The organism is Desulfobacterium sp. N47 (assembly GCF_051233685.1).
Classification (GTDB): Bacteria; Desulfobacterota; Desulfobacteria; order Desulfobacterales; family RPRI01; genus RPRI01.
Window position 1 is genome coordinate 19,446 of sequence record NZ_JBAMMY010000155.1, and the last position, 23,781, is coordinate 43,226.

A 23,781-nucleotide genomic window follows, 5' to 3' on the forward strand; every position below is an offset into this window, starting at 1 on the left:
TAAACCTGCTGGTATCTTTTAGGCGTTTTTTATTAAAAAAGATATTGTTTAAAAAACCAGGCAACCGGGATGGCAAACAACAGAGCATCAATACGATCGAGGATTCCACCGTGGCCCGGCAATATTGAGCCTGAATCCTTAATGCCGGCTGATCGTTTCAGTTCCGATTCAAAAAGATCCCCGATCTGCCCGGCAATTCCGACGCAAATAAATAAAAGAATAGAAACCCACCATGAGTAGGAAGGCAGAAAAAAATATTTAAATAAAGCCCCTGCCATAAGACTTGCTCCCAAACCTCCTAATGATCCTTCTATTGTTTTTCCCGGACTGACCGAAGGACAAAGTTTATGTTTTCCAAAATAAGAACCTGTATAAAAAGCTCCGGTATCTCCGGCAAAAATAATTATCAGTAAGAAATAAATCCAGAAAATTCCATTACTACCGTTTCTGATTAATACAAGATATGAAAGAAAAAGGGGAATGTATATAAGACCCATAAGCTGTTTTGACACCAGCCATATAACATCTTTATTGATCTTAAATTTAAAAAGAGAGATAAAACCTGAAACCAGCAGATTAAATACAACCAAAGCAGGCATCAAATCCGGCATATCTCTGTAAGCAACAAATATAATGATCAGCCCGACAAAACAGGATAGCAGTGGCAACACATTATTCATACCCGAACTTTTTTCCGGATGGAGTATTATCGAATAATATTCAGAAAGTGCAATGATTGACACAATGCTTATAAAAATGGCGAAAACCAGACTTCCGCCTTTACTTATAAGCAATATAAGAAAGGGAAGCGCTGTAAGGCCTGTAATCCAACGCTTTAAATGCATGCATATATCCTATAAAAACATCAACTACCCGACATTACCAAACCTGCGTTCGCGATTCTGAAAATCATAAATGATTTTAATTAATTCTTCTTTCCCAAAATCAGGCCATAAGGTATCGGTAATAAATATTTCACTGTAAGCAATCTGCCAGAGCAGAAAATTACTGATTCTCATTTCACCGCTGGTTCTTATCAGCAGATCGGGATAAGGCATGCCGGCAGTATAAAGGTGGTCTGCTACAAACTCATCAGTTATCAAATCCGGATCAATTTTACTGTCTTTAACCTTTTGTGAAATTATTTTAACCATATCTACTATTTCGGTTCTTCCGCCATAACTTAAAGCAAGGTTAAGAAGCATTCCTTTATTTTTTCCGGTTAAATCCATAGTCCTGTTTAATGTTTTACGAACATTTTCAGGTAGCTTATCTACCTGCCCGATTGCATTTAAACGAATATCGTTTTCCATCATCTCATTTTTTTCAGATTCAAGAAATTTATTAAGCAGTACCATCAGTGCGGAAATCTCAATTTTAGGACGCTGCCAGTTTTCCGTTGAAAATGCATAGAGAGTTAAAACGGAAATACCGATCTCACGACAGGCTCTCACTATCGTTCTTACGGCTCCGGATCCTGCTTCATGCCCTTTAATTCTGTTCATCAGGCGCTTTTCAGCCCATCGCCCATTACCATCCATTATTATAGCAATATGTTTGGGAAGATTTAAAGAGTCAAGACCGTATAAACCGGGTAAAGACCTAGAATTCAAGGATCTCCTTTTCTTTTTCTTTATATATACCGTCGATAAGCTTTATGTGTTCATCAGTTATTTTTTGTATGCTATCCTGTGCCTTAAAGGCAGCATCTTCCGCTAAATCACCATCTTTCTTAAAACCCTTAATAGATTCATTCGAATCACGCCTTATATTACGGACAGCAATTTTATAATCTTCGCACATTTTATGCACAACCTTAACCAGCTTTTTTCTTCTGTCTTCCGTAAGTGGTGGAATCGATATACGAATAATTTTGCCGTCACTTGAAGGAGTTAATCCAAGATCGGATTTCAATATGGCCTTTTCAATTTCTTTAATGGCAGAAACATCCCAGGGCTGAACGGTAATTAAGCGGCTCTCGGGAACGGAAAGAGAGGCAATCTGATTAAGCGGTGTAAGAGTCCCATAGTAATCAACTCTGATACCATCAAGAATTGACAGTGAAGCACGCCCGGTTCTTACTCTCTTTAGTTCATTCTGAAGGGCAGCTATCGACTTGCCCATATTCTCCCTTACTTCTTGGAATAATAACTCAATCATGGGATTCTCCTTATTTATTGAGTAACAGAACTGTGCTTTAAACGTAAATAAATTTAATACCTTTTAATTAAAAATCCTTGTGCCGATATCCTCACCGCATATAACCTTTTCTATATTCCCTTTATCTCTGAGGTTAAAAATAGCAAGCGGCAGGTGATTATCCATAGCAAGAGATATAGCTGTCATATCCATCACTTTAAGCTGTTTTTCAAGTACTTCCATGTATGTTACATTTTTTAAAAACCCGGCATCCTTGTTAATGACCGGATCTGAATCGTATAAGCCGTTAACCTTTGTTGCTTTAAGCAGAATCTCAGCATGTATTTCCTGTGCCCTTAAAACTGCGGCGGTATCAGTAGTAAAATACGGATTGCCGGTCCCTGCAGCAAAAATAACAACACGCCCTTTTTCAAGGTGACGGATGGCTTTCCTCAGTATGTATGGTTCGGCTACTTCGTGTATCGTGATCGCAGTCTGAATACGTGTCGGGACATCTTTCTTTTCAAGTGCATCCTGTAAAGCAAGACTGTTTATAACAGTTGCAAGCATCCCCATATGATCCGCAGATGTACGATCCATTCCAAACGAGCTTGCAGCAATACCACGAAAGATATTTCCTCCTCCAACAACTATTGCTATCTGGATTCCAAGATCAAATATTGACCTGATCTCTTCGGCAACATACTTGATAACATCGGAACTTATACCGAAACCCTGATCCCCCATCAGAGCTTCACCACTTAACTTCAGAAGAACTCTTTTGTATTGTGGAGGTTTCAATGTTTACTATTCTCCGATCTGGAATCTTATAAAACGCTTGATTATAATATTTTCTCCTGTTTTAGCAATCAACTCACTAAGCAAGTCTGAAATGGTTATGCCAGGATCACGGACATAAGGCTGATTCATCAAACAATTATCTTTAAAAAATTTTTCAAGCTTTCCTTCCGCTATCTTATCAATCATTTTTTCAGGTTTTCCCAAGTCTTCAGCCTGAGCGCGATATATTGCCATTTCCCTTTCAATAAGTTCTTGCGGCACTTCTTCCCGCCGTATACTGACAGGATTAGCCGCAGCAATATGCATTGCTATATTTTTTGTAAAGTCTTTAAAATTATCATTTTTTGAAACGAAATCGGTTTCACAGTTAATTTCAACAAGCACACCGAGCTTTCCGCCCATATGGATATAAGATTGAACCGTTCCTTCCGTCATAGCCCTTCCGGCTCTTTTAGCTGCTGTGGCAAGACCTTTTTTCCTTAATTGATCTATTGCCTTATCTAAATCCCCTTCACATACGGAAAGAGCCTCCTTACAATCCATAATACCAGCCCCGGTTTTTTCCCGGAGTTGTTTTACAGCTTCTGCACTGATTGATCCCATCTTACTTATCTCCCGTTATTTATATTTTGAAGGACACTGCTGATCAAACAGCAACAAGCATTTGATGGCAGGCCCTTCTTATCGTATTTTATGTTTTTTACTAAAGCACAACAAAACATGCAGCTATCTTTAATTGTTTTTGCCTTAAAACTGATAGCTTATCCTTCGCTTTCAATATCCTTGGCAGTTTCCGGCGTCGCTCTCTTTATGATTTCAATAACCGGCCCGTCAGAACCATTCGAGATCACTTTTCGTTCACCCGGTTTTAATTCGGAAGCAACTTCCTCGGTTTCTATAACTTCTTCAACATCCTTATCGGATTCCGCCTGTTTCTTTTCTTCCAGCCGTTTTTTGCCTTCTATACATGCAGTGGCTATTCTGGATGAAATAAGCCTGATTGAGCGTATTGCATCATCATTGCCGGGAATAATATAATCGACATCATCAGGATCACAGTTTGTATCAACAATTGAGACAATAGGAATTCTTAAACGCTTGCCTTCCCGGATTGCTATAGCTTCGTGTTTAGGGTCAACAATAAATATTGCTCCCGGAAGGGCATTCATGATGCGAATACCACCTAACGTACTGTCAAGTTTCTTCCTCTCTTTTTCATGTTTTAATCTCTCTTTTTTCGGGAATAAATTAATTGAACCATCATTTTGTATTGAATTAAGATAATTAAGCCGGTCGATTCCCTGCTTTATCGTCTGGAAATTTGTAAGCATTCCACCAAGCCACCTGTTGTGCACATAAAACATCTCACAGCGATTTGCCTCTTCATAAATCGCCTCTTTAGCCTGTTTTTTGGTACCAACAAAAAGAACCGATTTGCCGTTTGCAACAGTATCCTGTATAAAATCGTATGCGGACTTGAACATCCGGACTGTTTTTTGAAGATCAATGATATAAATACCGTTTCTCGCACCGAAGATATATTGCTTCATCTTGGGGTTCCACCGTTTTGTCTGATGACCGAAATGAACACCGGCTTCCAGCAGTTCTTTCATTGTAAGATAAGACATTTAAAATTCTCCCTTTTTTTTTATTGGTTAATCCTCCACCCTTTTTCAACCCCGCTTTAAACTCTCTTTTTTTGAAAGCACCATGAAGCAGGGCAACCGATCAAAGGGTGTGCGTAATTCCGAACAAGATTTTGTAACAATATAATTATATATCTGCAACAATCATTTTTTGTGTTTTATTTTGACTTAAAGGGGGGGTTTTAGAATATAGCCTGAATAAAATTCCGGATTAACAACATGGCTGACTATCTTTTTTGCGGAAGATTCAACGAAATAATCCAAAAATGAGCTATCTGATTTTTTTGAATATACCGCGGATATTTTCCCTTTAATTCCTCCTAACCTGCCTGCCCATTCTATAGCATCCTCAAGATTGCCAAGACGGTCGACAAGACCAAGATTTTTAGCCATTTCACCGGTAAAAATCCGCCCATCTGCAATAGCTTTAACTTTGGCAATATCCATGTTGCGCCCTTTGGAAACAGCATCTACAAACTGCATGTGCGTGTTATCTACAAAAGTCTGGAGCAGTTTCTTTTCTTTTTCCGTCATCTTACGCACAGGCGATCCTATATCTTTATACTCACCGCTCTTAACAACAACAGAGTACAGACCAATCTTTTGCAGAATTTCTTCAAAATTGGTAAAACCAATAATCACTCCTATGCTGCCGGTTATTGTACCGGGATTAGCCATTATACCATTAGTACCTGCAGCGATATAATATCCTCCCGATGCTGCTGCAGTTCCCATTGAAGCTATAATTTTCTTTATTCCGATTGTTTTTCTGGTTTCACGGAATATTTCCTGCGATGGGCCTACAGCTCCGCCGGGAGAGTCAATTCTTAAAATAATGGCTTTTATCGAATCGTCCTCGCGGTATTTCTTGATATTACGAATTATTTCCTTAGATTCTGTAATTATACCGGATATCTCAACAACTCCGACCTTTTCTCCCATATTAAAATCCGGATCACGTGTTCCAAGAAAAACCAGAATGGAAACACCAAGAATAGTAGCAAAAAAGATGGAAGAAAATACTAAAACAGAAAATAGGAATGGATGTCTTCGTGAAAACATTATCTTTTAATTACTTACCTGAGGTTGTTTATAAAAAGAAGCAGCCGGATTACCGGCTGCTTCTTTTATAAATGATTATTCCCCGTTCAACTTTTCCTGAAGATTTTCTCGTAAAATCTCTCCAAAAGCGGAAGTTGCAGGTTTCATGTTATTTATGTAATCCGTGAGAAGGTTCTGGTCATTTTCCATTTGCAAACGTTTAATGGAAAGGCCGATTCTCCGCTCAGCACTGTTTATGTTCATAACTTTAGCGGTAATCCCATCTCCGACATTATATTTTCCTACAGGAGTTTTAATCTTTTCCTTACTGATTTCGGAAACATGAACAAGCCCCTCTATTCCTTCTTCAAGCTCGACAAATATACCGAAATCCGTTACATTTGTTATGGTTCCAACAATCTCTTTTCCTACCGCATAACGTGTGCTCACTGTTTCCCACGGATCTTTCTGAAGCTGCTTTATACCCAACGAAAATCTTTCATTTTCTTTTTCAATCGCCAGAACCACAGCCTGTATAACGTCTCCTTTTTTATAGAGCTCCGAAGGATGCTTTATCCGCTTTGTCCATGAAATATCGGAAATATGAATAAGTCCATCAATACCTTCATCAATACCCACAAAAATTCCGAAATCGGTTATATTTTTTACTTTACCTTCAATAGTGGTTCCAACCGGATAATTTTCACTTATGATATCCCATGGATTCGGAACAACCTGCTTTACGCCAAGAGAAATCCGCCTGTTTTCAGGTTTGATATCAAGAACAACCGATTCAACCATTTCACCCACAGAAAAAATCTTGGAAGGGTGACGGATTTTTCGGGCCCATGACATTTCCGAAACATGGATAAGACCTTCAATACCTTCTTCAAGCTCAACAAAAGCGCCATAATCTGTGAGGCTGACGACTTTGCCGGTAACCCGCGCACCAATAGGATATTTTTCCGAAGCACTAATCCATGGATCCTCAACGAGTTGCTTCATCCCAAGGGATACTCTTTCTTTCTCTTTATCTATACTCAAAATTTTGACCTGGATCTTGTCTCCGACTGCAAACATCTCAGCAGGATGCTTAATTCTGCCCCAAGAGATATCAGTAATATGAAGCAGGCCATCAACACCTCCAAGGTCAACAAAAACCCCATATTCGGTAATATTTTTAACAAACCCTTCAGAGACCTTACCTTCGGTGATTGAAGAAAGAGTAGCGGTTCTTTTAGAATCACGATCCTGTTCAAGAATGGCTCTTCTGGAAAGAACAACGTTGCTTCGTTTCCGGTTATACTTTAATATTTTAAATGCAAATGTTTTACCTACAAGTTCATCAAGGTTTCGGATAGGGCGCAAATCAGCCTGAGAACCAGGCAGAAAAGCCTGTACCCCAATATCAACTGAGAAGCCACCTTTAACCCGGCTTAATATTACACCTTCTGTAGTTCCATCACTGTCGTGCGCTTTTTTTATGTCATCCCATACCTTGACTTTTTCGGCCTTTTCTTTTGACAGAATAACCCTTTCTTCTTCGTCATCCCACCACTCCACCATAACTTCCACGGTGTCTCCCGGGGTAACATTAATCTTGCCGTTCCCGTTCTCATCCTTGAACTCATGGATTTTTATCTGCCCCTCGGATTTATAGCCGATATCAACCAACACATAATCCTTGTCTATTGATATTACTTTACCGCTGACAACCTCACCTTCCTGGAAACGCTTAAAGCTTTCATCATACATATCCATAAGCTTTTCCATGCTTTCTTCACTGCTCGTTCCGGATTCAGATAATTTTTCATCCGATGAGTCGGCTTTAAAATCCATCTTTTGGATTTTATCATTATCTGCTGCTTCGGAACCCGATAAGTCTTCCTGTTTTTGATCTTCGTTTGTATCAAAGTTAACCAGATTTTCCATTAATAAAAAATACCCCCTTAGCCTATTTTATCACTATCAGCATTCCGCGATAGCTACTAACAATCTTTTTAGGATATCAGACTATATTTTAAAAAACAATCTTAATTTTTGTTAACCTTAATCTTTTTTGAAAATGATTCACTTTCAACTTTATTATGGAATGATGAAAATCTGGGTTCAAATGATGAGATAGAGAGGTTGTTTGGATTCATTCAGGATGAGCAGTTTATAATATGAGAAAGCATGTGGTTCACAACAGCATCTATGCCGAGCTCAGTCGAATCTATAATGATAGCATCTTCGGCTGCTTTCAGAGGGGCAAGTTTCCTGTTTTTGTCGTTTTCATCGCGATGTTTTATATCATCTTCAATTTCCTCCAAAGTTGGGGAGTCTTTTTTCCCTATAAGTTCCTTATATCGTCTTTTAGCTCTTGTTTTAACAGAAGCATCCAAATAAAATTTTACATCAGCCAGGGGAAAAACAACGGTTCCCATATCGCGTCCTTCAAAAACCGCGCCTTTTCCTTTGCCAAGCTCTTTCTGCCGGGAAAGAAGGTATTCCCTAACCGCCTTTCTTGCAGAAACAGCAGAGGCAAGCATAGACATCTCAGGAGTCCTGATTTCATCTGATATGTCAATCTGATTTGAAAAAAGGCGGAGGCCGTTCTCATTTCTTATAAACTCAAGGCAAAGAGTTGCACAAAGTTTTTCAAGTCCTGCATCATCATCAGAACTGATGTTGCTTTTTTTTGCCTCGTAAGCAACGCCCCGGTAAAGAGCGCCTGTATCGATATATTTATATCCGAGGCGTTCTGCCAATATCTTGCTTACCGTGGTTTTGCCCGCACCTGCGGGACCATCTATGGTTATAAGAAGAAGTTTTGTATTCTTATTCATGACAGCACCTTTTCAAGGGCATTTATAAAACGGATATTTTCTTCATGCAGACCGATACTGACCCTGATATATTCCGGATATCCATATGAAATCATTGATCTTACAATCACTCCAATTTTCAGCATGTTTTCAAATACATCATCTGCGCTCTTTTTTACATCAATCAAGAAAAAATTTGATTGAGTGGGAAAAAATCCGATCCCGATTTTGTCTAAAGACTCATACATAAAATCCAGTTCATCATGAACCAGCCTTATTGTTTTGTTAAAAAAATCTTTATCGTCAAGTGCTGCAGCAGCGCCGGCCTGAGCAAGAGAGCTTGCATTAAAAGGAGGCCTTATTCTGTTTAAAATGCCTGCAATGTATTCGGACATTATGCCATAGCCTATTCTTAGTCCTGCCAAACCGTATATTTTTGAAAAGGTACGAAGCGTAACAACATTAGAATCAATATAATCCATACCTCTTGCGCAATCTTTATCACGGATAAATTCTATATAAGCCTCATCCATAACAACGATTACATGCTCCGGGACTTTTTCGATAAATTCATCAAAGCTCTTTTTGGAAATGACTGTTCCTGTCGGATTATTGGGATTGCATAAAAAAATTAAGCGTGTTTTATCCGTAATAGCTTCGGCTACGGCATCAAGGTCGATTGAAAGAGATTTTAAGGGAATAAACAAAAGTTTTGCGCCTGAACTCTTTGCCGATATTTCATACATTAAAAAAGACGGCACGGGGATTATCACTTCATCTCCCGGCAAAATAAATGCCGTAGTAAGCATTTCTATTATTTCATCAGAGCCGTTTCCCAAAACGATATTGTTATATGAAACTTTAAGATGCTTAGAAAGCCTGATTACAAGTTCACGCCCGCTTCCGTCCGGATAACGGTTTAGTCCCGAAAGCACTTTCTCAACAGCCTTAACAGCCATAGGAGATGGCCCGAGAGGATTCTCGTTTGAAGCCAATTTTATAGACCCGGAAATCCCGTATTCTCTTTCAAGCTCTTCAATAGGCTTTCCGGGAACATACGGTTTTATGGAAAGAATATGTTCCGGAACTTTAAGTTTCATATCTGTTTTCCTGTCTTTTGCTACCATTACTGATTCAAAGCTGCCAGTCTACCGCTTTCAAGAGCCTGCATGTTAAGAGGTATCAGTTTCTCTTTGCTTGAAAATTCGGCTTTGACGCACTTTTTTAATATCTCAAAATCCACTATCTTGCTGCGGGCGACAAATGCTCCCAGAGCAACAATATTTGCAGCTTTCATACTTCCTATATCTTTTGCAATATCCGATACGGCAACCTTTATTTCATCAACATCCTTGCGGCCAGAATCAATTTGAATGAGTGAACTGTTTATCATAATTACACCACCCGGTTTAACAACAGGTGCGAATTTTTCAAGCGAAGGCCGGTTCATGGCAACCAAGTGCAAAGGATTTCCCACAATCGGAGAAGCTATCGGTTTGTCACTTATCACAACCATGCAATATGCCGTTCCGCCCCTCATTTCCGGTCCATACGAAGGAATCCAGACAACTTCATAACCTTCTTCCATGGCAGCTTCGGCAAGAATCTTTGCGGAAAAAAGAATACCCTGTCCTCCGAATCCGGCAAACATTACTTCACGTTGCATTAATTTCCTCCTTCCGCTTTTACCGGAGTTTTGTATTCACCTATCGGATAATAGGGAAGAAGAGTTTCCTCTGCCCATTTAACAGCATCAACAGGGGTAAGCCCCCAGTTGGTAGGACATGTGCTGATAAGTTCTACAAAGCTGAAACACCTGCGCTCAAGCTGATATTCAAAAGCTGTTTTGATCGCTTTCTTTGCTTTTACAATATACTTTGGCTTTATGACGGATTGCCTTGTAATATAAGCCGGAGTCTGAAGAGCTGAAAGCAATTCTGCAACTTTTATTGGCATACCGACATCTTCAACATTGCGGCCAAAAGGAGAAGTAGTTGTTCGCTGGCCAGGCATGGTTGTGGGCGCCATCTGGCCGCCGGTCATCCCGTAAACCGCGTTGTTTATAAATATGGTGGTAAATTTCTCCCCCCTGTTTGCAGCATGAATGATTTCACCCATACCGATGCTCGCAAGATCGCCATCGCCCTGATAAGTAAAAACCACAAGATCAGGGCGAACCCTTTTTATTCCGGTCGCCATTGCCGGAGCACGGCCATGAGCTGCTTCCTGAAAGTCAAATGTAAAATAATTATAAGCCATTACTGCACATCCCACAGGTGCAATACCGACCGTTTTTCCAGCAATGCCAAGCTCATCAATCACTTCAGCTACAAGCCTGTGAGCAACCCCATGAGTACAGCCGGGACAATAATGAGTAATCTCATCAGAAAGGCAATCCGGTCTTATATATGTTTTTCCCATTAGTTAAATTTTACTCCTTGTTATAATAACTTCATGCATAGAGTAATCGGGCAAGGTATCAAATTGATATCTGTTATGAAAGATATGACCTGACAACATCCATTATTTCTTCAGGTGTAGGCACATTGCCACCACAGCTTCCGTACCATTCGACAGGACACCTTCCACGAACACTTCTTTCAACATCTTCAACCATCTGCCCCATGCTCATCTCAATACTTAAAGCCATTTCACAGCCTTTTTTGGATGCAGCTTCCAAAACGGCTTTTTCCGGAAAAGGAAATAATGTTTTAGGCCTTATCATGCCTACCTCGATTCCTTCGCCTTTCAGATTGTCAACAGCCGTTTTACAGACCCTGCTCATTGTTCCATAGCTTACAATAAGCAACCTGTAATCATTTTCCGTATTGTATGATTCCCACATGACGTCTTCACGTTTCATGCGATTATATTTTTCTTTAAGGGTAAGGTTGTTATTATTCAGCACAACCGGATCCAAAAAAAGTGATTTAACAATATTTTTCTTTTTACTCTTTCTTTTATCCATTCCGGTTGTGGCCCAGTCATCCTTATTGCTGGGCTCTGACTTTAAGTTTTCAGGAAATTCCACCGGTTCCATCATCTGTCCGATAAGCCCGTCACCCAAAATCATAACAGGATTTCTGTATTTCTCCGCCAGAGGAAAAGCCATCATTACCATCTCGACTGCTTCCTGAACACTGGCCGGCGCCATAACAAGCAACCTGTAATCTCCATGACCGCCTCCCTTTGTTGCCTGAAAATAATCGGCCTGAGACGGAAGAATTCCGCCTAATCCCGGTCCACCCCTCATAATATTCACAAATACCGCAGGACATTGCGCACCTGCAATATAGCTTATCGCTTCACTCATCAAACTGATTCCCGGACTCGAAGATGTCGTAAATACGCGTTCACCACAGGCTGCTGCACCAAAGACCATGTATCCTACGGCAACTTCGCTCTCACCCTGCAAAAAGACACCACCGGCTTCCGGCATGCGGTGTGAAAGATACTCCGAAACTTCAGACTGAGGAGTAATGGGATAGGCAAAATAGTTCAGGCAACCCGCTCTTATTGCAGCTTCACCTATTGCTTCATTTCCCTTCATTAAAATTTTTCCCATGTTCTTTCTCCCGTTTATTTCATACTATGTTGGTGTCATCTTTGGTTTCAGTTATACTGATGGCCACATCAGGGCACATAATACAGCAAGTCGAACAAAAAACGCAGTTCTCAGGGCGAGCCTGAAAAGCAGGAAAATAACCTTTTTCATTCACATCAGTCGAAATTTCAAGAACATTTTTCGGACACACATCCACACACAAACCGCATCCCTTGCATTTGTTTAAATCAATATAATGTTTATAAGCCATGCAAACTCCCTAACTGACTATAAGCCGCCTGTTTTAAATCCGATAATTTAATGGACTATCAGGTCCGACAACAGAATCGGACTAAAAACTCCAGGCCTTGTTTGAAAAATATAAAAAAAGAAGGCAGGCAAATTTTCAGCTTTTACAGCGAATCAATTTTTATCCACGGTGGAACAAGCTGCCTTCTTAAAGTTAAAACCGGGCATGAAATTTTTTTCATATCCACTTTGTCCGAAAGCGATGAAGGAATTGTTATAAATTCCAGCAAAAGCCCGGTTTTATCCGAAATCATGGATACAAATTCATACCCATCATATATTGTATCAATACTAGTATCATAAATGAGATTCGCATTACCAATTATACCACTTATGCGCATCCCGGAAACTTTTTCTATTCCTTCTTTTACTTCCAAACATCCTTTCAAAGTATCAGTAAAAGGCCTGTAAGGATTTATAACCTGCAATACACGATAGTTCCGTCCCTTAAAAGCATCTCCAAGAGCTGCAAGAACGGTAGCTCCTGTTTTATCTCCTCCGACATCCAATATTGTAAGCTGTCGAGGCTTTCTTATAAGTCCAGAAACAGCAGGAGCTAATATGGCAAGATCGGCCTGAAGATATTTTTCCGGGGGCAAAACCACTTCGATACCAAGCTTAGTAAGCTGCTTTCTTGCTTCACGTGTCCGAAAATAAGGGTTTACAAGGTCAATATCAGCAATACCTACATCTATCCCGGCAAGTTTTCTGTTAACCGCAAGATTTATAGAAATTTCGGTTTTTCCACTGCCGTAATTTCCAACTATTACAACAATTCCCTCAAGCAGGATATCCATATTCACCAACTGCTACAAAACAACCGGGATAATTAGATAATAATCTGTTTCAAATCAGACTATTACAAGTTTATGTTCCCAAATATTTCAAATGCAAACTTTTTAAATATTTTTTAATTATGTTTATGTCAAGATATTTCAAATTTGATAAATTTCATTAATGGATTCAGCGTAGCCATTATAACCAATATAATCACCAGCGAAAGATATAACAGAATACAATATTATCCAAAGAATCGAAGGATTTTATATGTCTCTATGAAAATTTTATCCAGTCCAAATTATAAATAGGATTATGAGCCTTCCTTACAGGTTCTCATCCGTGTTATTTCTGTTTCGGTTTAATATCAATAAACTGTTCTTCTTTTATATTGTAATGCGGGCTTACATAGCACATGTCATCTTGTTCATTAAACCCTAATTCCGGTCTTACAGCCAATTTTATTGTGTCGTTTTTTTGATCTTTATTGGTTTGACCATGAAAACTAACGATTAATGAACCTCTCAACAGAGGTCCAAACTGATCTATAACTTTTTTGGTTATGTGCCATTCAAGACCAAGAGCGCCGCTGTTTTGATCAAGAAATCTATATAAATACCAATTCTTCCCATTGTCGTCCGATGAGATAAAATTTGTTAAAATATTTGATATCCTAAACACATCGCTTGCCGTTTTACTATAGTCTTCAGTGGTTTCCGCAAGAGAATCAAGCCCGCTTGAAATGCTTTTCGAATGTTTGTCGAACCATGAACTTATATCTTTTGAAGGATATAAACATAACAGGTGAGCGGATAAATCATTTGCACATAAGTTGCTTTTATTTAAATCAAAAAGAAACTGAATTTTTAAAGAATTGTTATCTCTTAAAGCAGCTTTCCAGTCCCAGAATGTATTTTTTCCCTCAACCGGTAAGCATGATAAGCCAAATATCCAATCATATCTGTAAAGACTCTGATTTTTATCGGCAAAATTAGCTGAAAAGTCGGAAAGAAAGGGGCTGTCTTCTCCAATCAGGGATGTGGATATTTTCAGATATCTCGTTTTATGCTTTTTGTTGAATTCAATAATTTCTTCAGAATTTGGATTGATCTTCATGCAAACTCTGCTGTCGGAATCAAAATCATTAATTTTTATATCCAGTTGACTATGCTTTACTTGCAGTGCCATTGCTAAAATCTCCTCATATTTTTATTTTTAATCAATGAAGTGGATTGGGTTTATACCGGTGGCTTCTGCCATTTAAAGGTAAAACCCATATTTGTGGAAAATATCATATCCAATAGGAAAGTCTATGATATTTAATTTCTAACAACACCTCTGACCCCTGTGTCTCGTTTGTTTGCTCCTGCAGTTTTATGGGGAAATCATATTTTACTTTTTCAATTTATAATAATGCTCGGCTTAAATAGTAGCAATCAGAGTTAAGAATGATATCGCTTCCCAGGCAACTGAATCTATAATCAACTGCCATAAGCAAGATTCTAATACGTCTCGATAAACTTATAAAAGCAAATATTTATTTTCTTTTTGATAGATAGGTTTATAATTTAAGCACATTCTATAAATGTGTCTAAAAAATGCTTTATGTATTTAATAGATAAAACAAACAACCTTTAAGCAATAAGGACCAAAGATATGGATGATAATCAGAATCGGGCTATGGGAGCAATAATGGGTTCTCTGATCGGTGATGCGCTTGGAGTGGGACCCCACTGGTATTATGATCTTGATCAACTAAAGAAGGACTACGGAGAATGGATAGACAATTATACAAAACCTAAAAAAAACAGATACCATGCAGGTTTGGAAGCAGGTGAGAATTCTCAAACCGGCCAGGTTGTGACAATTTTGCTGGAATCCGTGTTTGACTGTGGCGAATACAGGGAATCGGATTTTACAAATCGGCTCGACACTCTTCTTGAAACACTGGATGGTACTCCTCAAAGCGGCCGATACACGGATAAGGCAATGCGGGATGTATGGAATGCCAGACAGAAAAAAGGACTGGGCTGGCCGGAAGCCGGGAGTTTTGGAGATACAGCGGAAGCGGCAATCAGGACGCCTGTCCTGGCTGCCCGCTATTACAGAGATATTAAAAACCTTATGGATGCTTTACTATCAAATATTCTTCTGACTCACCGCGACCCTTTCATTACGGGTCAATCCGCAGCTTTCGGTTTGATTATCAGCTGTCTTATTGATGGCAGTAATCCGGAACATATATCAAAAGCTGTTTTCAAGAAAATCTCAAAAAACAATATCCCAATGGTAATTGAAATGCCGGATAGTAATGGAAAATTGGAAATATCCTTTACTGATGCCTTGCTTCAGCCTTCATGGTCCTATAAAGCGGCCAATGACCCCGGCATTAAAATAGAACCGGCTCCGGCGGCATGCAGTCTTTTCGGTCTGGCCTGCACCTTGGGATTTATGTTACCTGCCGCTTACTATTTTGCCTCACGTTTTGAAAATGATTTTTACAAATCTGTTATGTCAGCTTTAAACGGCGGAGGGAACAATATGGCTCGTGCTGCCCTGACCGGTGCATTGGCGGGAGCCCAGGTTGGCCTGACAGGAATACCCGAATATCTCATCAAAGGACTTTTTGATCATGAGCGTTTGCTGCATATGGCAGAAAACATAACAGCATAGTTATAAAAATAAATATTTAGCTTACACATTTCTGACACAAGTGTCGGTATGAGTTTGTATTTTTATGATCTTATGATTACTTGTTCCGCTTCTGATAATATAAAATCAGCACTTCCGGTAAAATCCTTCTTCCGATTACTCGAATTCAAAATAAACGCATCAAACTCCAATTGATTTTGAGCAATAGGCAGCTATTTGAACCGGTTTCTTGCTTGATCCCTTACTTTTGAAATATAGGCGTCAGGCCAGCCGGCTTTTCAACCATACCCGACTGGCCCTTTACCGGTAAATGTTTTGTACCGGGGTTTTATGATATTTTCAAGCTGCTGCTGATAGGGAGAAAGGAGTTTTTATCAGCTCTTCCTCAGTCTCTTCTCTTATTTTTGTCATATCAACTTTTCTGAGGCTTCTTGTTTCTTTTATTGCATCGTAAATCTTACGACGCAATATTTCATCTACCTTTTCACTCATCTCTTTTGTCATTTGCCCCAATACTTTGTTATCTAAATTATTTTTAAAAACACCCTTTTTTGTTAATATGTTAGTAGCGATTATTGATACAATCAAATAATTTTCTAATTTGAAATTCTCGATAATTTCTTCAACTGTTTTTTCCTTCTTTGAAAACCAGCCCATTGCTCTCCCTCCATTTTTTTTGTGATAGAATTGTGGTCTTTTTACCGTTAAGCCATTAAATAACGGCTATGAACAACCCCAAAAGCACCCAGAGTTAGACTTTATTGCCCTCACCAATTCTTGCAAGGTAACAAGTCAAAACACACCATTCCATACCGTTCCTCTTGAGAAGGTATTTTATGATGAGGCAAATCTTCAATATTTATCAGGATTGAGTTGGAGGAGCCCTGGCAGAAAAAGGATGGACATATTGTATGATTTTGAATTGATCTATTCCGTTGAAGGCCGGACCCAAGGCAAGAAAAGAAGTCGGTGCCGGCTGTTGTTTGAGCACCGCCATATGGATAAGTTGTTTACCTTTTTTGGGCATGGTTACAACAGAATAATTGGCCTTCGCTGTCGCCATAAACTTAAATGTGACATCTTGCGCAAACTGAGAGAACCGATTTTGGTATTGAAACACGAAATAATTATTAGTGCATAAGAAAAAGCTTATAGCAGCAAGGAGAATAACCGGAGATTTGTAAGATTTTATGGTCACATCACTTACCTCTCTTAAAAAGACTAAAATGTATTAATCATAAAATTATAGCATACAATCAAAATATCTTAATAATTTTTAGTAGATTATAAGTTTGTAACTCTTATGTGTCAAGGTAATTCTGTTTGTTGTCAGAGACACAGTGCGAGAGTAGAAAAATGCATACTAATATAAATTTTATCAATAAATCCAATTGCAAAACACCCCATTTCGGCCGATTTCTGCGTTGGGTTTAAATTTTAAAAAAGCTTCACACCTGTTTTCCTGTTGTCAGATTTCACACAATAGAGTATGAAATCTACCGATGAAAAATAAATGGCACATACACCAACCGGATAAAAAGCTTGTCGACAAAATTTCAAAGGCAATAAAATGCAGCCCTGTAATTGCCTCAATATTGGTAAACCGCGGAATTTTCTCTGCCGAAGAAGCTCATGCTTTTTTAAATATTTCCATTGATAATCTCAGATCGCCCTTTTCCATAAAAGACATGGAGATAGCCGCAAATAGGATTTATGATGCAATTTTGCGCCGTGAAAAGATACTCATTTTCGGTGATTACGATGCAGACGGTGTAACATCAACTGCGCTTCTTATGGAATTTTTCCGGCATACTAAAGCTGATGTTTCATACTATATTCCGGACAGAATAAAAGAAGGATATGGCCTGCAGGAAAAGCATATTGCCGAAATTGCCATACCAGGCAATATAGACTTAATTATTACTGTTGACTGCGGCTCAAGCAGCAATGAAGCTGTTGCAGCAGCTAACGATGCCGATATAGATATAATTATAACAGACCATCATATACTTCCGGAAAAACTTCCTGAAGCATTGGCAATTATAAGTCCCAAGCGTCCCGACTGCAACTCGGGTCTTTCCCATCTTGCCGGTGTAGGGGTTGCTTTTTATCTGGTAATATATCTTAGAAAATATCTGCGTGATATGCATTTTTGGGATAGATATCCCGAACCAAACCTTAAGAATCTGTGCGATCTGATTGCGCTTGGTACAGTTGCTGATATGGTTCCGCTTTTGGAAGAAAACCGGGTTTTTACCAGAATCGGACTCGATCTGATCAATTCCGGCAGCAGGATCGGAATAAGCGCACTTTTAAAGGCAGGCAATTACAGAGATACAATAGATTCCGAAGATATCGCCTTCAGGCTTGCTCCCCGCATAAATGCAATGGGAAGAATAGATAACGCAAAAGAAGCTGTTGAACTTCTTCTTACCGGCAATCCTTATACTGCGGATAATATCGCCCGGCAAATGAATCAAATGAATACAAAAAGACAGACTATAGAAAAAAAGGTATTTGATGAAATTATAGAATATATACAAAATAATCCGGATATCCTTTTATCAAAATCCATTGTTCTTTCCCACCATGGCTGGCATGAAGGAATTCTCGGTATAGTTGCTTCAAGGCTTGTGGAGAAATTTCACCGCCCCGTTGTGCTTTTTGTACAAAAAGAAACCATCGCCAAAGGTTCGGGAAGAAGCACTCCTTATTTCAATTTATACGAAGGCCTTGCAGCATGTTCAGATATTCTCGAAGCATTCGGAGGCCATTCCATGGCAGCAGGTGTAAAAATAAAAATTGATAATTTAAGCTTATTCAAACAGGAATTTGAAAATGCCGTTTTAAAAATGTCACAGCCTGAAGATTTATTTCCCGATATATATGTAGATCATGAGCTTATTTTTGATGACATAAGCACAGGTTTTCTTGATGAATTGGAATCCTTAAAGCCTTTTGGTGCAGGTAATCCGGAACCTATTTTTATTGCCCGCAATATTAATGTTATATCTTCTGATATTGTTGGAGAAAATCACAGACGAATGGTTCTAAGCAGCTCATCAGGCAAAAAAGACAATTATTACAATGCCATCCATTTCAATATAGATAAGAGCTTACCTGAAAAAACAATTTATGAGCAAATAGCATTCAGGCTTCGTTGGAACCGATGGAATGGAAATAAATCCATTCAACTTGTTATTGAAAATATATAAATTTTCCTTGCATTCCTGTCTGCGCACCATTATTATATACCCCTTAAAACAGCAGTTGAATATGTTATTTGTTGGCTCTTCAAAATGAGTCATAATTCGAACGGCAAAGTAAAAAGCTTCATATGCAAGATGTGCTTATTGTGCCGAAAGGCATAAGTTTAGGGTAGGGGGATACAGGAAGTATTTCAAAGTTAACGTTTACGCTGTACTCCTTATCACTTACTGCGGAATTTGAGACTGACGCAGAGACTTTGGCAAAAGCTTAACACCAATCAATTAGAAGCGTTACAATGATGTTTCACATAGGAAGTTTGTACCAAGCCGTAAATATTAATTAACAATATAAGGGTGAATGCAAATGGCTAAGGTATTCCGGCCAAGTAATAGAGAATCAAATATTTTATCTAAAATTGAATCTTCGAAAGAATATGCTCGCAAACAGGCAATAAACACAATCAAAGAATGCTATGAGCCCCTTTCTAACGCAATTACCTCAAAGCTAATAGAAGATAATCTGATAGAAACAACTAATAAAAACAGTTCTCAGGAACAAATTCGAATGTGTCTTGAGAAATTAACCCGTTCCGAAGATTTTGATATTGATTTCGTTATTGCTCCATATAGAAATCTTATTCCCCAACCAAATATTGTATCGCTTTATGTAACGTCTTTTGTAATTGAACAGCTTATAAAGCATAAAGATATTGTTGAAATTTTCGGTTCTGATGAAGATTTATATACTTGTATTAACAGACAGGTTATGAAATATTTATCGGCATAATGCGCCCTCTCTTTCATCCAAGGACAGTAAACGGCCCTTTCGGTGATCCAGGATTATTTATATCTTTTCTCTTTCAAAAGCGGGCTATATTATTTGATCTTGGAGATATTCATTCCCTTTCATCCGGAGATATCCTTAAAATAAGCCATGTTTTTGTGTCGCACACGCACATGGATCATTTTTCAGGTTTTGACAGACTGCTGCGACTTCTTCTGGGAAGAAACAAAGATATTTACTTTTATGGGCCGGAGGGTTTTTTAAGTAATATAGAGGGTAAACTGGCAGGATATTCATGGAATCTTGTCCATAATTATAAAAATCCTTTAATTCTGCACGCAACAGAAGTCAACCCTGATAAACAAATCACAAAAACATTCCGCTGCATTAACAAGTTCACTCCTGATCCTGAAATAATTATAAATAGTTTTAACGGCACCCTGCACAAAGAACCGGCTTTTAATGTTTCAGCTCTGATAATCGACCACGGAATACCCTGTTTGGGCTTTTCAACCAAAGAGCAATTCCACATAAACATAATTAAAAAAAATGTTGAATCTTTAGGGCTTGAAATCGGACCCTGGCTTAGAAATTTAAAAGATGCACTATATAAGCAACAAGATCCGGATTCTGTTTTTGAGGTTTGTTCGGGTGAAAACAAAACGGTGAATAAGAAATTTAACCTTGGAGAACTTTCTGAAAAGATAGTTTTAATTACCCGGGGCCAAAAAATAACCTACATCGCGGATACAGCATTCAATAAATCCAATACAGATAAAATAATTGAATTTGCGAAAGATTCCGATTATCTTTTTATTGAGGCGAGCTTTCTTCACAAGGACTGCGAGCTTGCAGAAAAGAAGCTGCATCTAACAGCAAGGCAGGCAGGCTATCTGGCGGCCATGGCAAAAGCCAAACTATTTACAATTTTTCATTTTTCTCCCAGAAACATCGGACAAGAAAGACTTTTGTATCAGGAAGCAAGACAGGAATATGAAAAACACATATCAGCAACCTGAGAGCTTTGAATAACTCTTTTACCCAAATCCATAGTCCCGGGATAAACAACAGACTGAAAAATATAAAGCTTTAAATAAAAATTCCAATATTCAAATCTGAACTTTATGATTTGAATATTGGAATTATGTTCACAATTACATTGCAGCCAAAATGGAACTGTATCTGCCTCCATAAATGAAGTACAGATTATGAATTCCATAGCTTCAGATGGTTTTTATACAAAGGACACGGTCCAATATACCAATATGATACAATATGAAATTCTAACGTTTTGAGAATTGGTACCTTGCTCTTGCGCCTCTCTGACCGTATTTCTTTCTTTCTTTTATTCTTGGGTCCCTTTTTACAAAGCCTGCTTTTTTCAAAACCTGCCTTAAATCAGGATTTGACAGCATAAGAGCTCTTGTTATTCCAAGCCTTACAGCGCCTGACTGTCCGGAAATTCCGCCACCTAAAACACGCACTTTGACATCAAATGTACCAAGCGTATTGGTTATTACAAAAGGCTTAATTAAATCAATTCTTGCCGATTCGACCTTGAAATATTGTTCAATAGGCAGGTCGTTGATAATAACCAGTCCGGTTCCAGGCTTCATCCAAGCTTTGGCAATAGCTTTTTTCCGTCTTCCGGTGGCATAAAACACGTTTTGTTTCTCCATTTATTTCCTCAATAAAAAAAGTAATATCACAATTTAATTATCTCAGGCGTCTGGGCAACATGCGGGTGCTTTTCGCCAGCGTAAACTTTAAGTTTTTTATAAAGTTTAGCTCCCAGCTTATTCTTGGGCAACATGCCTTTCACAGCAAAGCGGATAACATCCTCAGGCTTCTTTTCAAGAAGTTTTTTTACAGTAATTTCTTTAAGTCCGCCAACATATCCACTATGTTTATAATAGCGTTTCTGATCCGGTTTTCTGCCTGTAAGAGCAATCTTATCAGCGTTAATTACAATAACGCTTTCGCCCATATCTACGTGAGGCGTAAACAATGGATTGTTTTTACCTCTAAGGCGCGAAGCTACATTGGTTGCAAGCCTTCCAAGCACAGCGCCATTTGCATCAATTAGCACCCATTTATCTTCGTTATCTTCATTCTTTGCACTGTATGTATATTTTTTCACAGCAAAAACTCCTGTTAATTTAGAATCCGATACTTTTAATTAAATTAACCGACTGTGTCAAGAAAAAAGTATTTATTTTGAATTAATGGATTCTACTTTCCGGACTTGACCTCATCAAAATTTAAATAAAATCTATTTGTTTCAAGCGATAAATTTCCGGTTTTAGTGCTGTTGCCCCTGGTCAGCCAGCCGGAGTGATGAAGCGTTACAAGGGAATAGGCTGATATCCATGAAAGGCTTACTAAAACAAAAACACCGTATAAATAGGCAAAAAGCCCGTCTGAGTTTCCGCAGCGCTTTGCGTACAAAATACTTGCCATACTTGATGTGAATATTATTCCTATCAAAATACTTATGCCAAATTCGACAATATGCCAGCAACAAAAGGATATTGTAACAAAAATAAATAACGGAGATAATATTATTCCAATCGAACTCAGAATAAAATTTATACGTGCTCCAAGTGCGGAATCCTTTCTGAACTTTTTAAAAATAAATCCCGACATAACAATAGTTTCACGGATGTGGCTGCGCGCCCAGCGCAATAACATCTTGCAAAGGTTCGTATACTTTACCGGTACATTGGTAAATGCCACAGAATTTTGCTGGTAAAATACATTATAGCCTTCTCTGATTATAAGGTTTGTCATGGCCCGGTCTTCACCTATACTGGAAGGTTTGCCGAAAAAGGTTTGATTAAGCCATTCCAAAAGAACCGGAGCAACAACATCCTTGCGGTAAGCTGAAAGGGCGCCGGGAGTGCACATCACGGTATTTACCATGCTCTGGCTGGCCCGGATAAAATCAAAACTGAAAAGAAATATTACATCAAGCATCTTTGGAATTATGCCTTCATTCCGGTTAAGAACACGTATGCTTCCTGAAACGGCGCCTATTTTGCTGTTTATAGCAAAAGGACTTATAAGATTTTTGAGAGTATCGGGTTTGACCTCTGAATCACTGTCAACCGTCACAAACACATCTCCTGTGCTTTGTTGAAATCCCGAATAAAGAGCGTGCCTTTTCCCTTTATTTTGAGGAAGCTTTATCGCAATAATCTTTCTTCCCAATTCCCGTTTAGCTTTAGATATCCAATCCCATGTATCATCGGAACTTCCATCATCAACAGCAATGATTTGAAGTTTATTTAAAGGATAGTCGCTTTCTGCAAGGCTTTTTAGAGTCATATATACCTGTTTGCCTTCGTTGAAAGCAGGCACAACGACACTGCATGAAAGCAAATCATTATCATTTAAAGATGAAGCAGGTTTATATTTATAAACAAGATAAAGCCTCCATAAAAACTCAATTATATTGATTGCAATAAAGAACAGTGCAAACAGCATAAAAGCTCTTCCGTACGGATTTTGCCTCATCTCTTCCCTGATCATTGCAATACGTTCTAAAAAAAATATGTCCATTACTACAATTGAAACCATTGCAAGACATATTGATATTTTGATGATCATATCAAATTGGTATCCCTTTGAAGAAAGAGACTTAGAAAAAACAATTAAATTCTGCCTGAGATTGCTTATAAAATGCAAAAGAGCTGAAAAATTCTTTATATGAATAAAAGGGGCCATCGTATTATTTTCCTATTTAGAATGCATAAAAGCCTGTATGACATCGAAATAAATCTGACAAATCGATAATACAGGCTTTTTGTATTTTTATTATATGTCCTAAATAAATATTTGAATATTTATAATTAATTAAACTTCCGATACTTTTCGCGCATGCTTTTCTACTCCTGCATATATATAATGTCAACAAGAATAATGTATTTTCAGCAGCTCTATGAAAATGTTCTTTTTCGTTCAGCATAAGTCAATAGCGCTCACTACAAGCTTTAAAGAAAAGAAAATTTTGACGGACTTTTCACCAAGGCATCAAACTTGACATATGAGTCTGTTAATGCAATAGATCAAA

Annotated in this window: 24 protein-coding genes; 4 read left to right on the plus strand and 20 right to left on the minus strand. The window is 38.4% G+C overall.

Translation table 11 applies throughout. The features are described 5' to 3' along the window. Positions 1-32: 32 nt before the first annotated feature. The 16 genes from VXK47_RS09860 to VXK47_RS09935 form a co-directional block, all read right to left on the minus strand. Entirely contained in the window at positions 33-845 is an 813-nt protein-coding gene (locus VXK47_RS09860) for a phosphatidate cytidylyltransferase (RefSeq protein ID WP_435548612.1), read from the minus strand. Between the two features lie 24 nt (positions 846-869). Continuing rightward, the gene (locus VXK47_RS09865; RefSeq protein ID WP_435548613.1) at positions 870-1,613 is read right to left on the minus strand and encodes an undecaprenyl diphosphate synthase family protein; all 744 of its coding nucleotides are present in this window, start codon (positions 1,611-1,613) and stop codon (positions 870-872) included. Next, entirely contained in the window at positions 1,603-2,160 is a 558-nt protein-coding gene (gene frr, locus VXK47_RS09870) for a ribosome recycling factor (RefSeq protein ID WP_435548614.1), read from the minus strand. Before frr ends, VXK47_RS09865 begins: the two co-directional genes overlap by 11 nt. Before the next feature lie 63 nt (positions 2,161-2,223). Next, on the minus strand, positions 2,224-2,940 hold the full coding sequence (gene pyrH, locus VXK47_RS09875; RefSeq protein WP_435548615.1) for a uridine monophosphate kinase: 717 nt from the start codon (positions 2,938-2,940) through the stop codon (positions 2,224-2,226). Positions 2,941-2,946: 6 nt separating this feature from the next. Then, complete coding sequence (gene tsf / locus VXK47_RS09880) at positions 2,947-3,543, minus strand: translation elongation factor Ts (RefSeq protein WP_435548616.1); 597 nt, start codon at positions 3,541-3,543, stop codon at positions 2,947-2,949. A gap of 158 nt (positions 3,544-3,701) precedes the next feature. Then, on the minus strand, positions 3,702-4,568 hold the full coding sequence (rpsB, locus tag VXK47_RS09885) for a small ribosomal subunit protein uS2 (RefSeq protein WP_435548617.1): 867 nt from the start codon (positions 4,566-4,568) through the stop codon (positions 3,702-3,704). A 186-nt stretch (positions 4,569-4,754) separates the two neighbouring features. Then, positions 4,755-5,648 (minus strand): S49 family peptidase, encoded by an 894-nt coding sequence (gene sppA / locus VXK47_RS09890; RefSeq protein WP_435548618.1) that lies wholly within the window; start codon positions 5,646-5,648, stop codon positions 4,755-4,757. Positions 5,649-5,723: 75 nt separating this feature from the next. Then, entirely contained in the window at positions 5,724-7,466 is a 1,743-nt protein-coding gene (locus VXK47_RS09895) for a 30S ribosomal protein S1 (protein ID WP_435548691.1), read from the minus strand. A gap of 305 nt (positions 7,467-7,771) precedes the next feature. Further along, on the minus strand, positions 7,772-8,455 hold the full coding sequence (cmk, locus tag VXK47_RS09900) for a (d)CMP kinase (protein ID WP_435548619.1): 684 nt from the start codon (positions 8,453-8,455) through the stop codon (positions 7,772-7,774). After that, positions 8,452-9,534, minus strand: coding sequence for a histidinol-phosphate transaminase (gene hisC / locus VXK47_RS09905; RefSeq protein WP_435548620.1), 1,083 nt, complete (start codon positions 9,532-9,534; stop codon positions 8,452-8,454). The genes cmk and hisC overlap by 4 nt, the downstream gene beginning before the upstream one ends. A 26-nt stretch (positions 9,535-9,560) precedes the next feature. Continuing rightward, positions 9,561-10,100, minus strand: a complete 540-nt coding sequence (locus VXK47_RS09910; RefSeq protein ID WP_435548621.1) for a 2-oxoacid:acceptor oxidoreductase family protein — start codon at positions 10,098-10,100, stop codon at positions 9,561-9,563. Further along, positions 10,100-10,855: a thiamine pyrophosphate-dependent enzyme gene (locus tag VXK47_RS09915; RefSeq protein WP_435548622.1), complete on the minus strand. Its 756-nt coding sequence runs from the start codon at positions 10,853-10,855 to the stop codon at positions 10,100-10,102. The genes VXK47_RS09910 and VXK47_RS09915 overlap by 1 nt, the downstream gene beginning before the upstream one ends. A 73-nt stretch (positions 10,856-10,928) precedes the next feature. After that, positions 10,929-11,999 carry a 3-methyl-2-oxobutanoate dehydrogenase subunit VorB gene (vorB, locus tag VXK47_RS09920; protein ID WP_435548623.1) on the minus strand — a complete coding sequence of 357 codons (1,071 nt, stop codon included), beginning with the start codon at positions 11,997-11,999 and terminating at the stop codon, positions 10,929-10,931. Positions 12,000-12,018: 19 nt separating this feature from the next. Further along, positions 12,019-12,249, minus strand: coding sequence for a 4Fe-4S dicluster domain-containing protein (locus VXK47_RS09925; protein WP_435548624.1), 231 nt, complete (start codon positions 12,247-12,249; stop codon positions 12,019-12,021). Between the two features lie 142 nt (positions 12,250-12,391). Beyond that, positions 12,392-13,084, minus strand: coding sequence for a cobalamin biosynthesis protein CbiA (locus tag VXK47_RS09930; protein ID WP_435548625.1), 693 nt, complete (start codon positions 13,082-13,084; stop codon positions 12,392-12,394). A gap of 325 nt (positions 13,085-13,409) precedes the next feature. Further along, positions 13,410-14,252, minus strand: a complete 843-nt coding sequence (locus VXK47_RS09935) for a hypothetical protein (protein WP_435548626.1) — start codon at positions 14,250-14,252, stop codon at positions 13,410-13,412. 468 nt (positions 14,253-14,720) lie between these two features. On the opposite strand from VXK47_RS09935, the gene VXK47_RS09940 reads away from it, so the two are divergent. Beyond that, entirely contained in the window at positions 14,721-15,737 is a 1,017-nt protein-coding gene (locus tag VXK47_RS09940) for an ADP-ribosylglycohydrolase family protein (RefSeq protein ID WP_435548627.1), read from the plus strand. Positions 15,738-16,055: 318 nt separating this feature from the next. On the opposite strand, the gene VXK47_RS09945 is transcribed toward VXK47_RS09940, so the two are convergent. Then, complete coding sequence (locus tag VXK47_RS09945; protein WP_435548628.1) at positions 16,056-16,373, minus strand: hypothetical protein; 318 nt, start codon at positions 16,371-16,373, stop codon at positions 16,056-16,058. An 845-nt stretch (positions 16,374-17,218) separates the two neighbouring features. Here VXK47_RS09945 and recJ point away from each other — a divergent pair. From recJ to VXK47_RS09960, 3 genes are all read left to right on the plus strand, one after another. Next, on the plus strand, positions 17,219-18,931 hold the full coding sequence (gene recJ / locus VXK47_RS09950) for a single-stranded-DNA-specific exonuclease RecJ (RefSeq protein WP_435548629.1): 1,713 nt from the start codon (positions 17,219-17,221) through the stop codon (positions 18,929-18,931). A 358-nt stretch (positions 18,932-19,289) separates the two neighbouring features. Further along, positions 19,290-19,712, plus strand: coding sequence for a hypothetical protein (locus VXK47_RS09955; RefSeq protein WP_435548630.1), 423 nt, complete (start codon positions 19,290-19,292; stop codon positions 19,710-19,712). Beyond that, entirely contained in the window at positions 19,712-20,728 is a 1,017-nt protein-coding gene (locus VXK47_RS09960; protein ID WP_435548631.1) for a ribonuclease Z, read from the plus strand. The genes VXK47_RS09955 and VXK47_RS09960 overlap by 1 nt, the downstream gene beginning before the upstream one ends. 264 nt (positions 20,729-20,992) lie before the next feature. Here VXK47_RS09960 and rpsI read toward each other — a convergent pair whose 3' ends face one another. From rpsI to VXK47_RS09975, 3 genes are all read right to left on the minus strand, one after another. Further along, on the minus strand, positions 20,993-21,388 hold the full coding sequence (rpsI, locus tag VXK47_RS09965; RefSeq protein WP_435548632.1) for a 30S ribosomal protein S9: 396 nt from the start codon (positions 21,386-21,388) through the stop codon (positions 20,993-20,995). 26 nt (positions 21,389-21,414) lie between these two features. Further along, positions 21,415-21,849 (minus strand): large ribosomal subunit protein uL13, encoded by a 435-nt coding sequence (gene rplM, locus VXK47_RS09970; RefSeq protein WP_435548633.1) that lies wholly within the window; start codon positions 21,847-21,849, stop codon positions 21,415-21,417. Positions 21,850-21,941: 92 nt separating this feature from the next. After that, the gene (locus VXK47_RS09975; protein WP_435548634.1) at positions 21,942-23,435 is read right to left on the minus strand and encodes a glycosyltransferase family 2 protein; all 1,494 of its coding nucleotides are present in this window, start codon (positions 23,433-23,435) and stop codon (positions 21,942-21,944) included. Between the last annotated feature and the right edge of the window lie 346 nt (positions 23,436-23,781).

Bases quoted from the DNA above. Each gene is read 5' to 3' on its own strand.
- sppA (WP_435548618.1), bottom strand. From the start codon at position 5,648: ATGTTTTCACGAAGACATCCATTCCTATTTTCTGTTTTAGTATTTTCT.
- recJ (WP_435548629.1), top strand. From the start codon at position 17,219: ATGAAAAATAAATGGCACATACACCAACCGGATAAAAAGCTTGTCGAC.
- VXK47_RS09960 (WP_435548631.1), top strand. From the start codon at position 19,712: ATGCGCCCTCTCTTTCATCCAAGGACAGTAAACGGCCCTTTCGGTGAT.
- VXK47_RS09935 (WP_435548626.1), bottom strand. From the start codon at position 14,252: ATGGCACTGCAAGTAAAGCATAGTCAACTGGATATAAAAATTAATGAT.
- VXK47_RS09940 (WP_435548627.1), top strand. From the start codon at position 14,721: ATGGATGATAATCAGAATCGGGCTATGGGAGCAATAATGGGTTCTCTG.
- cmk (WP_435548619.1), bottom strand. From the start codon at position 8,455: ATGAATAAGAATACAAAACTTCTTCTTATAACCATAGATGGTCCCGCA.
- rpsB (WP_435548617.1), bottom strand. From the start codon at position 4,568: ATGTCTTATCTTACAATGAAAGAACTGCTGGAAGCCGGTGTTCATTTC.
- rpsI (WP_435548632.1), bottom strand. From the start codon at position 21,388: ATGGAGAAACAAAACGTGTTTTATGCCACCGGAAGACGGAAAAAAGCT.
- VXK47_RS09860 (WP_435548612.1), bottom strand. From the start codon at position 845: ATGCATTTAAAGCGTTGGATTACAGGCCTTACAGCGCTTCCCTTTCTT.
- VXK47_RS09910 (WP_435548621.1), bottom strand. From the start codon at position 10,100: ATGCAACGTGAAGTAATGTTTGCCGGATTCGGAGGACAGGGTATTCTT.
- VXK47_RS09915 (WP_435548622.1), bottom strand. From the start codon at position 10,855: ATGGGAAAAACATATATAAGACCGGATTGCCTTTCTGATGAGATTACT.
- vorB (WP_435548623.1), bottom strand. From the start codon at position 11,999: ATGGGAAAAATTTTAATGAAGGGAAATGAAGCAATAGGTGAAGCTGCA.
- VXK47_RS09895 (WP_435548691.1), bottom strand. From the start codon at position 7,466: ATGGATTTTAAAGCCGACTCATCGGATGAAAAATTATCTGAATCCGGA.
- hisC (WP_435548620.1), bottom strand. From the start codon at position 9,534: ATGAAACTTAAAGTTCCGGAACATATTCTTTCCATAAAACCGTATGTT.
- VXK47_RS09925 (WP_435548624.1), bottom strand. From the start codon at position 12,249: ATGGCTTATAAACATTATATTGATTTAAACAAATGCAAGGGATGCGGT.
- VXK47_RS09955 (WP_435548630.1), top strand. From the start codon at position 19,290: ATGGCTAAGGTATTCCGGCCAAGTAATAGAGAATCAAATATTTTATCT.
- VXK47_RS09945 (WP_435548628.1), bottom strand. From the start codon at position 16,373: ATGGGCTGGTTTTCAAAGAAGGAAAAAACAGTTGAAGAAATTATCGAG.
- tsf (WP_435548616.1), bottom strand. From the start codon at position 3,543: ATGGGATCAATCAGTGCAGAAGCTGTAAAACAACTCCGGGAAAAAACC.
- frr (WP_435548614.1), bottom strand. From the start codon at position 2,160: ATGATTGAGTTATTATTCCAAGAAGTAAGGGAGAATATGGGCAAGTCG.
- VXK47_RS09930 (WP_435548625.1), bottom strand. From the start codon at position 13,084: ATGGATATCCTGCTTGAGGGAATTGTTGTAATAGTTGGAAATTACGGC.
- VXK47_RS09975 (WP_435548634.1), bottom strand. From the start codon at position 23,435: ATGGCCCCTTTTATTCATATAAAGAATTTTTCAGCTCTTTTGCATTTT.